The sequence below is a fragment of the Desulfosporomusa polytropa genome, assembly GCF_055380075.1.
This window is the reverse complement of record NZ_AP042400.1, coordinates 3281617-3294435: the sequence shown is the minus strand read 5'-3', so window position 1 is coordinate 3294435 and position 12819 is coordinate 3281617. Positions and strand designations below refer to the sequence as shown.

12 protein-coding genes, 1 pseudogene and 2 riboswitches are annotated in these 12819 nt (G+C 42.8%); of the genes and pseudogenes, 10 read left to right on the top strand and 3 right to left on the bottom strand.

What is annotated here, in order from left to right; all coding sequences use genetic code 11:
* Positions 1-74: 74 nt before the first annotated feature.
* The 3 genes from ACZ449_RS17225 to ACZ449_RS17215 are packed head-to-tail and all read left to right on the top strand — an operon-like array spanning position 75 to position 1924.
* Positions 75-623: a gamma carbonic anhydrase family protein gene (locus tag ACZ449_RS17225; protein WP_464257292.1), complete on the top strand. Its 549-nt coding sequence runs from the start codon at positions 75-77 to the stop codon at positions 621-623.
* Positions 624-644: 21 nt separating this feature from the next.
* Positions 645-1277, top strand: a complete 633-nt coding sequence (locus ACZ449_RS17220) for a nitroreductase family protein (protein WP_464257291.1) — start codon at positions 645-647, stop codon at positions 1275-1277.
* 50 nt (positions 1278-1327) lie between these two features.
* Positions 1328-1924: a DedA family protein gene (locus ACZ449_RS17215; protein ID WP_464257290.1), complete on the top strand. Its 597-nt coding sequence runs from the start codon at positions 1328-1330 to the stop codon at positions 1922-1924.
* A gap of 38 nt (positions 1925-1962) precedes the next feature.
* Here ACZ449_RS17215 and ACZ449_RS17210 read toward each other — a convergent pair whose 3' ends face one another.
* Positions 1963-2274, bottom strand: a complete 312-nt coding sequence (locus ACZ449_RS17210) for a hypothetical protein (protein ID WP_464257289.1) — start codon at positions 2272-2274, stop codon at positions 1963-1965.
* A 269-nt stretch (positions 2275-2543) separates the two neighbouring features.
* On the opposite strand from ACZ449_RS17210, the gene eutJ reads away from it, so the two are divergent.
* Positions 2544-3359: an ethanolamine utilization protein EutJ gene (eutJ, locus tag ACZ449_RS17205; protein ID WP_464257288.1), complete on the top strand. Its 816-nt coding sequence runs from the start codon at positions 2544-2546 to the stop codon at positions 3357-3359.
* A gap of 10 nt (positions 3360-3369) precedes the next feature.
* A riboswitch (cobalamin riboswitch) is annotated at positions 3370-3568 on the top strand.
* 109 nt (positions 3569-3677) lie between these two features.
* Positions 3678-4763: a hypothetical protein gene (locus ACZ449_RS17200; RefSeq protein ID WP_464257287.1), complete on the top strand. Its 1086-nt coding sequence runs from the start codon at positions 3678-3680 to the stop codon at positions 4761-4763.
* A 657-nt stretch (positions 4764-5420) separates the two neighbouring features.
* On the opposite strand, the pseudogene ACZ449_RS17195 reads toward ACZ449_RS17200, so the two are convergent.
* Positions 5421-6733 (bottom strand): annotated as a pseudogene (locus tag ACZ449_RS17195) (IS3 family transposase).
* A gap of 286 nt (positions 6734-7019) precedes the next feature.
* Positions 7020-8177, bottom strand: a complete 1158-nt coding sequence (locus ACZ449_RS17190; protein WP_464257286.1) for an iron-containing alcohol dehydrogenase — start codon at positions 8175-8177, stop codon at positions 7020-7022.
* A gap of 258 nt (positions 8178-8435) precedes the next feature.
* Positions 8436-8636: riboswitch (cobalamin riboswitch) on the top strand.
* 118 nt (positions 8637-8754) lie between these two features.
* On the opposite strand from ACZ449_RS17190, the gene ACZ449_RS17185 reads away from it, so the two are divergent.
* From ACZ449_RS17185 to pduA, 5 genes are all read left to right on the top strand, one after another.
* On the top strand, positions 8755-9789 hold the full coding sequence (locus ACZ449_RS17185; RefSeq protein ID WP_464257285.1) for a nicotinate-nucleotide--dimethylbenzimidazole phosphoribosyltransferase: 1035 nt from the start codon (positions 8755-8757) through the stop codon (positions 9787-9789).
* A 24-nt stretch (positions 9790-9813) separates the two neighbouring features.
* A complete protein-coding gene (locus tag ACZ449_RS17180) occupies positions 9814-11451 on the top strand; it encodes a response regulator transcription factor (protein ID WP_464257284.1) in 1638 nt (545 codons plus the stop codon).
* A 300-nt stretch (positions 11452-11751) separates the two neighbouring features.
* A complete protein-coding gene (gene eutS, locus ACZ449_RS17175) occupies positions 11752-12093 on the top strand; it encodes an ethanolamine utilization microcompartment protein EutS (protein WP_464257283.1) in 342 nt (113 codons plus the stop codon).
* 6 nt (positions 12094-12099) lie between these two features.
* Positions 12100-12531 (top strand): EutP/PduV family microcompartment system protein, encoded by a 432-nt coding sequence (locus tag ACZ449_RS17170; RefSeq protein ID WP_464257282.1) that lies wholly within the window; start codon positions 12100-12102, stop codon positions 12529-12531.
* Positions 12531-12809 carry a propanediol utilization microcompartment protein PduA gene (pduA, locus tag ACZ449_RS17165; RefSeq protein WP_464261896.1) on the top strand — a complete coding sequence of 93 codons (279 nt, stop codon included), beginning with the start codon at positions 12531-12533 and terminating at the stop codon, positions 12807-12809. The genes ACZ449_RS17170 and pduA overlap by 1 nt, the downstream gene beginning before the upstream one ends.
* Positions 12810-12819 lie beyond the last annotated feature (10 nt).

Below are 12819 nucleotides of genomic sequence, written 5' to 3'. Positions count from 1 at the left end.
TAATATTGTATAGTAAACTGAAAAATACAGAAATGACGATGTTTATGATCGTTCCCGTATAAGGAGATGTAGTAATGATTGCAGAATTTGAAGGAATTAGTCCCAAGCTTGCTGAGAAAACTTTTATTGCAGATGGTGCTAAGGTTATAGGTAAGGTTATAATGAAGGAATTTAGCAGTCTGTGGGTGAATGTTGTTGCCAGGGGAGATGTAAATCAGATTGAAATTGGCTGCTACAGCAATGTACAAGATAATACTGTTGTGCATGTAGCCGATGATCATCCAACACTAATTGGCGACTATGTTACTGTTGGACATAATGCCGTTATTCACGGCTGTATTATAGAAGAGCATTGTTTAATTGGCATGGGGGCTATTATTCTAACTGGTGCGGTGATTGGTAAAGGCAGCATTGTTGCTGCCGGAGCAGTAGTCAAGGAGAACCAGATCATTCCTCCTCATTCCCTAGTGGTTGGCGTTCCTGGTAAAGTGGTGAGATTTGTACCAGAGGAATGGGACAGCATTCACGCTCAGGCAGTAAAATATAAGACTTTGTGGAGTGAGCGGTATAAATTTATGCCTGACGCTGGCGGTGAACGCTATAAAGGTGAAAAAATAATTTAATAGCTAAGGAGGTTAGTTGTTATGGATCTTGATTTTATTTACAAGCGTCATAGTGTACGTCGATTTACCAAGGAAGAAGTCCCTGAACAAACCATTAAAGAATTAATTAAAGCTGCCACTTATGCACCTTCGGGAAAAAACCAGCAGAATTGGCATTTTGTTGTTATCACCAATAAGGAGAAGATTGACGAGATTGCGCGGATTGTTGAGCGAAAGAATGCCGAGTTATGCACCTATTTATGTGATGAGGCAAAAATCAAGGGGTTAAAAGCGAGCCTACCCTATCAAACGGTTTTCAAAGCTGCACCTGTGCTAGTTCTTGTGTATGCCGGTCCATATGACACTATTGCTGATATGCTATTGGCTGATGGCATTATGCCGTGCGAAGAGGCCGTAAAATATGCTAAACCCAATCCCGGAATTCAAAATATCGCAGCTGCCCTGGAAAATCTGCTGTTAGCTGCTGCCGATCGAGGTTATGGAACTTGCTGGATGACCGGACCGACGCATGCTGCTGAGGAGATTTCAGCATATATTGGTTTTAGGAAAGAAGGCTATTATTTGGCTGCCATGACACCGCTGGGAGTACCAGCTTCTGATAAATTATCAGCACCACCGCGAAAACCAGTGGAGGACGTATTGACTTTTATCTAGGTTACATTAGCAATGTATCTATTACTCAGTGGAGGTTAGGTAATTCGACAATGGAACAAGTAGCACAAGCAGTGCTTGATCAGCTAGATACATATGGCTACTTTACTATTTTTGCAGCTATGATGCTTACTGGTATGGGTCTGCCCTTGCCAGGAGAATTAACTTTGGGGTTTACCGGATATTTAGTGTTTAGCGGACAATTGGAAATAATTCCTGCCATTGCGGCTGCTGCGACGGGAGATTTACTGGGGGCTGTTATTAGTTATGGACTTGGCTTTTTTAGTAGAACAAAAATTGTAGCGCGACATATCTCCCTGTTTATGCCAGCTGAGTCTAAATTGATGACTATTGAGAAATGGCTTAACAAATACGGCATTTCTGCCGTCGTTTTCGGCAGGCTCCTGCCGGTCATCCGCGGCGCTATCCCTATTTCCGCAGGCTTTGTTCAGATGAATGGTAAGAACTATATTTTCGGGACTTTTTTTAGTTCAATTGTTTGGTGTGGTGCTCTTATCTATCTGGGGATTGGATTGGGGTATAATTGGCAACAGATAGCTGGTGTAGGTAATTCTATTGGTATGTTAGCTATAGGCGTAGTGGCTATCGTAGTTTTAATCTGGTATTTGCTTTTTTGTGCAAAAAAATAAACCGGCACATTGAGGCCGGGCTAATTACTTGGTTGCCTTTAAACAGGACGGCGGGCAAGAGAACGAATTTTGATTTCATGTTCGCCGGTGACTTCTGCCAAGGACTTTAAATCTTCATGAATGGTATCAATCTTTTTACTGGTTAATTGGAGCAGGTGATAGATGTCCTTTTGCTGGACTTCGCCATATTGCTCAATTTTATTTTCTAATCGGGTAATATCGGCTTTAGTGGCCATATCTGACTTGATGGTGATAATATCTTTTTCCATGTTGTCTAGGCGTTGGGTAATAGGTTTAATTTCTTCTTTGATAATAGCGCTGATGGCTCGCAGGAATTCTGTATTCTCCATTGCTGACACCTGCCTTTAAAACTATCTATTCTTATTATAGCCTTTACGAGCGGGAGAGACAAGGCAATCTTATTACACCAGTTGTAATAAGCGTTAATTATTTTAGCAACAGAAAAAGACAAGAATCTACTATATACAAGCGTGTAAGGGGATAGTAAAATACAGGTAATAAAATTATGGTTATGGTAACAGATATTTGCCTGAGTTTTAGGGAAAGCAAATACCTATAAACCTAAGTAATGCAGGTGGTTAGGGGGGGGGGCTAATGCGTGGAAGCTTATGAGAAGATTCATAAATTGCATGAATTGATTGAAACCAAAACGGTAGCCGATCTGCCAGGCCCTTACAAGGTCGGGGTTGATCTGGGAACAGCCGATGTTGTGCTGGTTGTTACTGATGCGGCCGGTAACCCGGTGGCAGGGAGTATGCAGTGGGCTTCGGTGGTTAAGGATGGTTTGGTTGTTGACTTTCGAGGAGCCATGGTTATTGTTGAAGAGTTGAAGGCCGAGATCGAAGCACGGATGGGAATTACCTTAGATAAAGGAGCTACTGCCATTCCCCCGGGAACAGTAGGAAGAAACGCGATGGCCTGTGGTCATGTTATCGCCGGGGCTGGTTTGGAACCAGTTTGCCAGGTAGATGAACCGGTGGCAGCAGCGGAGGCGTTGGGAATTACGCATGGTATTGTGGTAGATATTGGTGGTGGCACCACCGGTATTGCTGTGTTACGTAATGGGGAATTGGTTTTTACGGCCGATGAACCAACAGGCGGTACACATGTGTCTTTAGTTTTGGCTGGTGCTTATAAGATATCCTTTGAAGAAGCTGAATTGCTGAAGCGCGATTCTACTCAGCACCGTAAAATTATGCCGGTCATTTTGCCGGTTGTGGAAAAAATGGCAACTGTGGTTAAAAATATGTTAATCGGATATGAAGAGTTTGATGATTATCCTGTTTATGTAGTGGGCGGTACTGCATATTTGCAGGGGTTTGAAACCGAGTTTGGTAAAGCGTTTGGCCGGCAGGTGCATGTTCCGCCACATCCGTTGCTGGTGACACCGCTCGGAATTGCTATGTTTGGTTAAAAATAGAACTTAATAACGCCACCATACAGGTGCCTCTTACGTTTAAGAGGAGAATAGGGAAGTTCGGAAGGATTGGAAAATCCTTAAACGACGCGGTCGCGCCACTGTAATCGGGGAAGATTACCTTTAATATGCCACCGAGAATCCGGGAAGGTGAGGTATTCTTACGATCCGTAAGCCAGGAGACCTGCCTGTATTGGCTGTTATTTACCTCCGCGCCAGGGGTAATACCAGAAGGATAGGATTATGAATAGTAAGCTCCTAGCCCTTTTGGGCTAGGAGTATTTATGTTTGGCGCAAAAAAAATAGGGGGTAAACATGTTGAGTATGCAGGATTTGATTGTAGCTCTGGGAGTAGTAATCAACGCCATACCAGGAGGTTTATATGCTTTGACCTTCGGTTTTGCGTCTGTTCCGACGGCAGCTGGTTTTATTATTGGCGCCATCGGCTGTGGGGTATTAGGGGTTGTGGCTCCTATTTCTTTTCAGGCGGAGACGTTAACGCTGGTAGGAACCATGGGGCGTACTGTGCAGGAACGAATTTCGATGGTTTTTCTTGAGGGCGTGATTTTGCTTGCTGTCGGGTTGTTAGGACTGTTTAAAGTTATCGTTGCTTTTATTGGTCCGGTGATTACATATGCCATGATGGCCGGTATAGGGATAGTTTTAGCCAAGGTTGCTGTGGAAATGACTGTAAGAAATCCTATTGTGGGTAGTAGTTCTATAATTGCAGCTCTTTTAAGTTATTATATTACCCCAAATCCAGCTGATAAACTTATTTATGCTATTGTTAGTTGTGTTGCTATTTCGTCGCTGGTTAGTGTTTGGTTAAAACGGAATCAGCAGCTGGCGGTTGAACCGGGGCGTGAACGGTTTGTTATGCGAAAGCTGTCCTTTACGAAAAATGTGGTTCGCGGGGCGCTAGGCTTAAGTGCTCTGAATATTGGTGCCAATATCGCTTTTGGTAATATTACGGCGCAGACCTTAGCCAAGACGGAAGTGAATCTTGATTATCTGACAATTATCAGCAGTATTGCTGATATCGTATCCTCACTTTTTGGCGGTGCGCCAGTTCAGGCTATCATTTCAGCTACCGGAGCTGCGCCGCATCCACTAGCGTCAGGAGTTTTAATGATGGTCAGTATGGCTGCTATTTTGGCGGCTGGGTTACTTGTCAAGATTGGAAAGTATGTACCAAATGAATCCATTGCCGGCTTTCTCTTAGTGTTAGGTGCTATTGTAACTGTACCCATCAATGCCAGCTTGGCACTAAATAGTGGCGTGGGTAGTGTTGATACCATTATTGGTGGTGTAACTATGACTGTGACAGCAATAGCTGACCCCTTTATGGGGATGGTTTCAGGTTTGCTGGTAAAGGCGCTTATTAGTATGTTTGGCATGTAAAGCAAAAAAGTAATGCCCTGCAGTTCATTCTCGCTGTAGGGCATTACTTTTTTTATGAATTTATAAGTTTTGGGAGTCGCGGAGGCATTATAAAACAAGGGGCGTCAAGTACAAAACCCGGCACAGGCGGCCGTACTGTTTACGCCCGGCAACTCCCCGTAGCCCCCTCGGCCTTTGCCGGAAAAAGCGTTCCGCAGGAGAAAAGCCGGGCGGTATTCCGTTAAAAAATCCGTATTGTTTGAGCGTAGCGAGTTTACGGATTTTAGGAATATTGCCCGGCTTTTCAGCTTTTGGAGGCTTAGGGCCTAGACCTTTTGTTACTTTTGTGGCAATGACAAAAGTAAAACCGCTTACCCTTCGAAACCCTTTGCGCTCTTTGTGTCCTTTGTGGTTTAACAAACCTAACTCCATAGCCTAAAACCAAGCCTATTTTAAGGATTGTTACCGCAAAGTACTCAAAGTATGCAAAGGGGTTAACGGTATCGTAGTAATTGCAAGGGTTAGGCCTTGCAATTCACGGCAACTCCCCGTAACCTCCCGGCCTTTGCCGGAAAAAGCGTTCCGCAGGAGAAAAGCCGGGCGGTATTCCGTTAAAAAATCCGTATTGTTTGAGCGTGAACTGGTACCCTAAATTAGGACAGTGAGAAGAAATCCGTTTTAGGAAGCGATAAGATGATCCCGATATTGATTTGGGGTCATCTTTTTTAATCCCCATTGGTAACGTTGGCAATTGTAATACTCAATGTATTCATCGATCTTATTCTGAACTTCAGTAAAGCTTTGGCACTCTTTTATATTAATTTCATCCTTCATATGTCCAAAGAATGACTCCATTGATGCGTTATCCAAACAGTTGCCCTTCCTAGACATGGACTGTTTTATCAATAATTCTTTCACCCTGCACTGAAATTCAGGATGTGTATAATGAAATCCCTGATCCGAGTGTATAATTGCGTCAGGGTGGATGTTTCCGCCCAAAGTTTCCTGTAATCGGTCCAGCGTTTTCATCACAAGACCCATTTCGAGAGAAGTCGATAGATGGTAAGCCAAAATTTCTCTTGTTGATCCGTCTTTAATGACCGATAAGTAAGCCTTACGCCCCTCGGCGTAATATAGATAGGTAATATCGGTTAACATGACCTTTTGCGGCTCGTGGTGATCAAACTTGCGCTTTAGCAGATTACATACCGTTTTATGAGGTTGAGTTGCCTTTGCCATTTTTCGATACGGATTCTTCCGTCTCACCACCGTAACCAATTGGAACCTTCGCATAATACGCAAAATCTTCTTGTGATTCATAAGAATTGCGTACTCTCTTTCTAGATTCATCTTTATCGTGCGCCAGCCACCCTTTCTTTTAGTAGCAATAAATATTTCTTCAATCAGTTTATAATCATTTCTGTCATGCTCTTCTCTCTGGTATCGACTAGGTGCTGCCTTCAGCCAGGCATAGAACCCGCTACGGCTAACTTGTGCTATCTCACATAAGTAACTAATCATACGATACTTCGGATACTTTCGTATGACTCGATATATGATTTGGAACTTTTCTGCAGCATTTAACGCCTTCTTTCTTTCTCCCGTATCTTTTTTAACAATTCATTTTCTGCCTCAAGAAAATAAATTTTGGCCTCGGCCTTTTTTAACTTATCTTCAATGGACGACTCTCTGCCTGTTAAACGGATACCTTTTGAACTTCGTCCCGCTTCTCTCAGACCTTGCTCACCACGCTGTTTGAAAATGATACGCCATCTTTTGATACAGACAAATGGTTTATCGTCTCCTATTAGTTGAAGATTGAAGCCATTGTCAATAAAAATTTGTCTAGGCTTCTTTCCAGATAAGTATTCTTTGACCGCTCTAATTTTAAAATCGGAATGATACGAGATATAGCGGTCAGTTACTTTCTCTACATTGGGGTTTCTCAGAAGGATGTGTTGATCCGATTCGCTATAGAATATATTACTCACTAAAATTCCGCCTCCGGTAATTAATAATTTCATTATATACATTTATTCGTTCTATGAACATACAAAAACCCCGATACGGACTTTATAATAGTGTCCATTATCGGGGTACCGGTTCACGTAGCGAGTTTACGGATTTTAGGAATATCGCCTGGCTTTTCAGCTTTTGGAGGCTTTGGGCCTAGACCTTTTGTTACTTTTGTGGCAATGACAAAAGTAAAACCCCTCTCTTCGTATTCCATTGATTGAACTTTAAGCCAAAGGAACGCGTTAGCGGTTTTCTTTAAGCCTATAAAATTGATTGGTAGATATCTTCGATATCTTGTTGTGAGCCCTGGCGGGGGTTGGTTTGGCAGCAGACATCCTTAAGCGCATTTTCTGCCAACAAAGGTATGTCTTCCGGTTTAAAGCCTCGTAGTTCCGATAGTCTGGCTGGCAGGCCCAAATCTTTATTAAGCTGCTGCACTTGGGCGACAAATTCGTTGGCGCTTGCCTCTGATGACTGGTTGGTAGTATTGATTCCGGCAGCGCGGGCAAGATCAGCATATTTAGTAATGGCGGCTGGCAGGTTATATTTCATGACAGCAGGTAATAAAATAGCATTGCACAGGCCATGGGGCAGATTGTAAAAGCCGCCCAGTTGGTGAGCGAGAGCATGTACATAGCCAAGACTGGCATTATTAAAGGCAATGCCAGCTAGGTATTCCGCGAAAACCATGGCTTCTCTAGATTTTAAGTCGCTGCCATTGTTATAGGCAGTACATAAGCTACCGGCAATTAACTCAACCGCCTTTACTGCTTTGCAATCAGTTACCGGACTGGCATTTGTCGATACATAAGCTTCGATGGCATGGGTTAAGGCATCCATGCCGGTAGCTGCAGTGAGACCAGGTGGCATGCCCAGCATGAGTTCGGCGTCGCTTACCGCAATGATAGGGGTAACATGCCAATCGTTAATGGTCATTTTTACGTGTCGTTTCTCATCAGTAATAACGCAAAACCGCGTGAGTTCACTGCCTGTTCCGGCTGTCGTATTTATGGCAATAAGCGGTGCAGCTCGTTTTTTGGATTGGTTCAAGCCCTCGTAGTTGGCAATTTCACCGTCATTGGTAGCTAAAAGAGCGATGGCTTTAGCGCAGTCATGAGGGGAGCCGCCGCCAAACGATATCAAGAAATCACAGCCATTATCCCTAAGTAATTTTAAACCATAATTTACTTGGTCGACTGTTGGGTTAGGCGAAACGTCCTTATATATGATATAAAAAATCCCCTCAGTAGTAAGTAAGCTCAGAAGTTTGTCAATCAGTCCAGTATCGACAAGAATTTTGTCGCTGACAATTAGAGCTTTTCTAAACATCATTGGTTTTATATAGGCGACAATTCGTTCCATACAGCCTGTACCTAAGATGCTAATAGGTGTCATAAAATATTCATGGATCTTTTCCATAAGACGATAGCCTCCTTATACATCGGTTCACCAAAGAGTAGCATTGTTTTATAGTTTGTGCAAGGATATAGCGGCGTAATCGAGAAACGTTAGCAAAAAAACAACAAATCATAACAAGGGATAACTATCTCGTTTTACGTAAAAACTATAAAATAGAACTTTTTGGACTAAATATTTCAACATTTTGCGAATCGTGCATAGGCTAACAGGAGAACAGGTTTACCTGTAGAATACGATAAATATAGAAATTAAAATTTAATAAATTTCCACCATACAGGTGCCTCTTAGTAAGTTAAGAGGAGAATAGGGAAGCTCGGAAGGATTGAAAAATCCTTAAACGACGCGGTCGCGCCACTGTAATCGGGGAAGAATACTTTTATTATGCCACCGGCAATCGGGAAGGCGAGGGTATTCTTATGATCCGTAAGCCAGGAGACCTGCCTGTTTTGGCTGTTATTTACCTCCGCGCCAGAGGTAGTACCAGAAGGACAGGATTTATGAAAACCATAACCCTGGCCCTTTTGGGCTAGGGTTTATTTTATTATTGGCGCAAAACATGAAAATTGGAGGCGTAAACGTGAATTATCAGGCAAAAGTAAACAATTTAGTTGATGGTGCAGCAAAACCAGTAAACAGCCTAGGCTTATTAGAGAAAATATTCAAAAAAATGTTATTGGCTTGGGGTACGATGCATCCAGAAATCAAACCCTATCACTTGATTTTTGCTGCTGATAATGGTGTTATTGAAGAAGGAGTGGCGACTTGCCCAGAGGAAATCACCTACCTTCAGGCGCAAAATATGGTAGACGGGCGAGCTACTATTAGTTGTTTTTGTCAAGCCAATAATGTGCCCTATTCTGTCATTGATATCGGAATAAATAATAAAAAGATAGCAGGTATTAACCGCAGAGTTGTTGCTGGTACAAAAAACTTTATGAAAGAGGAAGCCATGACGCTGGCTGAATTTGAACAGGCATGGCGTGTAGGGGAAGAGATGGCTGGCTATGCCATTGATACGCAAGGTGCAAACTTAGTTTCCTTTGGCGAAATGGGAATTGGCAATACCACTACCTCCTCAGCCGTTTTGCATGCCATGACCGGAATCTTACCTGAATTTGTTGTAGGGTATGGCGCTAGTGGACCAGTCAATGAGATTGTTAAAAGAAAATGTGTTGTAGTAGCTAAAGGCGTTGAACGCCATCGGGAAAGCTTCCGTAGTATTGAAGATATTTTGCGTTGTGTTGGGGGCCTGGACATTGTTGCTATATGTGCGGCTATGATTGAGTGTGCAAAACGCAAAACCCCCTTTGTCATCGACGGTTTTATTACTGCCGTCGCCTTTGCCTGTGCTTCTAGGATTAATAAGAAGGTAGAACATTGTGGGTTACCCTCGCATATGTCCAAAGAGCCGGGTATGTCTTATGCGATGCTGTTAGGCAACATATTAGCTGATGATATACCTATCAGGGCCAATATGGGGTTGGGCGAGGGAACTGGCGCGATATTGATGGTTGCCATGCTTAAAACCATGACCTATACTATGTATAATATGGCAAAGCTTTCGGATTTTAATTTAAGTACACCAGAACCGCAGCAAGTGGCAGGTATGTAGTGAATTATATAGGGAGACATATGTATGTATACACTGTTGATTGCCGACGACGAACAATTAGAACGGCAGGCTTTACGGTTTATCATTGAACGTAATTGTCCAGAAGTGCGCATTATCGCTGAAACCGGGGATGGCAGAAGTGCTGTAGCTATTACTGCAGCTGAAAAACCGGACATTGTGCTTATGGACATTCGTATGCCAGAGATTAGCGGGCTGGATGCGGCTCGTGCCATCAGGGCAACGTTGCCTGACACAACCATTATCATGTTGACGGCCTTTGATGAATTTAACTATGCTAAAGAAGCTCTTTCATTGGGTGCAGCAGAGTATTTGTTAAAGCCGCTGCGACCTAAAGACTTATTGCAGACGTTAACGGCTGTTGTAGAAAAAATCCATCGGAGAAAGTGCAAAGAGCAGGAAGAAGTTGAACTCAAAAAAAATCTCGATCAGGCTATGCCGTTTATCAAGAATTCATTTATCCATGACGTGATTTCCGGCAAGGTTACTGATTTAACCAACTTTCGGGATCGGGCTGGTTTCTTGGGGATCAAGGCTGATTCTGGTGTGATTTTGGTAGCTAATATTGATAATTTTAAACAGCTTACCCGCAGGGCATCCGAACTGGAAAAACAGGTGGTTAAGCAGCAGGTATATCAGCATGTTTGCGAAATCGCTGGCAAAGAAATACTGGTGGTACCTTTTGGCGGCGATGAAATCATTATTTTTATCGGCTATGAAGGTGATATCGACCCAGGGCAAGTCGAACAGCAAGTCCGGGAGTTGGCCGGAAAAATCAGGGATGATATAATTCAAGTAGGCATTAGCTTAACAATTGGCATTGGCCGTTATTATAACGACCCGCTGCAAATTCATAAATCATACCTTGAAGCGGTCAGTGCACAGCAACAAAAATTTTATATAGGCGATAATCAAATTATCCATATTGATGATGTGCCGCACCTAAACGTTGCTTCCTTTCGCTATCCCTTTAATTATGAACGCAATCTCCTAGATAAAGTTCGCTGTGGTGAACGGCAGCAAGCTAAGGAAATTTTGCGGCAGCTTTTACAGGAAGTCTTTACAGCCAAAGCCAGTATGGAGACGGTAAAGGCGTGTGTATTGGAACTACTGATTGTATTATCTAGAGCAGCTGTAGAAGGTGGGGCCAATCTCGAAAAATTAACGTTGCTCAATTTTAATTGTATCAATCATTTGATAAGCTGCACAGACAGGGAAGAGGTGCGGTGCTGGATTCTGGATTCACTGGATCAATTCATGGATAATATGCTAGAGAACCGCAGCAGTATGAACGTAAGACTAATAAATAAGGCTTGTGCTTATATAACAGAAAACTTCCATAAAAGTATTTCTTTAGATGAAGTTGCACAAACTGTCCATTTAAGCCCCTACTACTTCAGCCGCATTTTTAAAGCAGAACAGGGCTGTAACTTTGTTGAGTTTCTGACTAAGGTTAGAATTGACAAAGCGAAACTTATGCTGCAGAAGCCGGAAATGACAGTTGTTCGTGTGGCTGCTGAAGCTGGTTACCAAGATGCCAGTTATTTTTGCCGGGTATTTCGTCAGGAAGTGGGGGTTACACCCAATCAATACCGTACAAAGCTTAAGAATAGTAAACTAAGTTCTGAAGTCTTAAAAGGGTAGCAATAAATTTTTAGAATATAACGAAAAAATACTGTCATAATATAAATATCATATAGAACTTGAATACATACAAAAAAGACTGTGAGAAACAGTCTTTTTTTGTTTTCATTCGCAAAAACACCAAGATAGCACAAAGAAATACCATGAGATGAAAATAAGAGCTGCTTCTTGAAGAGTGGTTTATCCGGAATACAGGCAAATATGTCCTGTGGTTACGCAAGTTCGTCTCAAGGTAAACTTGCAAAAAAATCTAATTATTAAGAGGAGTCAAAAAGACAACAGAATTGTGAGGTAGGGGTCATGCTCCAAGAAAAGCCGAGAGTAGTACAGGAATATGTGCCTGGTAAACAGGTAACATTAGCGCATCTTATCGCCAACCCCAAAAAAGAACTGTGCGAAAAACTGGGTATTGTGGATAAGGGGGCCATTGGTATCTTGACAATTACTCCTTGTGAAGCAGCTATTATTGCAGCCGACGCAGCAACCAAAACAGCAGCAGTCCAAATTGGATTTATGGATCGCTTTACTGGTTCTGTAGTTATTACCGGCAATGTCTCGGCTGTTGAGGCAGCTTTAAAGCAAGTCGTCAACTTATTATCTGAGGGTTTGGGTTTTTCGACCGCCAAGCTGACAAGGTCGTAGCAGCATATGATTATGTTGGTCGGACCTGTAGGTGCAGGAAAAACATCATTAATTAATGCCCTTAATAATGACTGTAACAAGGCTGAAAAAACATCAAGCATCTGTTTTACTAACGGAGCCATCGATACACCTGGTGAATATGCGCAAATGCCGCGTTTTTACTCGGCTTTAGCCGTGACAGCTACTGAGGCCACGTTAGTTCTAATGGTTCAGGATGCCACAGATTGTCGTATCACACTCCCACCCGGGTTTACTGCCATGTTTCCGCGACCGGTAGTAGGAGTAGTCACAAAAATAGATGCCCCTGGGGCTGACCAGGAAAAAGCCAAAAACCGTCTTTTACAGGCAGGAATCAAAGAACCTTTTTTTTGTGTTTCTGCGTATACCGGAGCAGGTTTGGCTGAATTGACAGAATATCTCATGCGAAAGGAGGTGTAATTATGAGCGAAGCGTTAGGCATGATTGAAACAAAAGGTTTAGTAGGAGCCGTTGAGGCTGCTGATGCCATGGTAAAATCAGCTAATGTCATTTTAGTAGGTTATGAAAAAATTGGTTCCGGTTTAGTTACTGTGATGGTGCGTGGTGATGTTGGCGCCGTCAAAGCTGCGGTTGATGCAGGTGCTGCTGCTGCCAGAAATGTGGGAGAGGTAGTATCTGTTCATGTAATTCCCCGTCCGCATACTGATGTTGAGAAAATTCTTCCTACAGTTAAATAGCCATAATTTT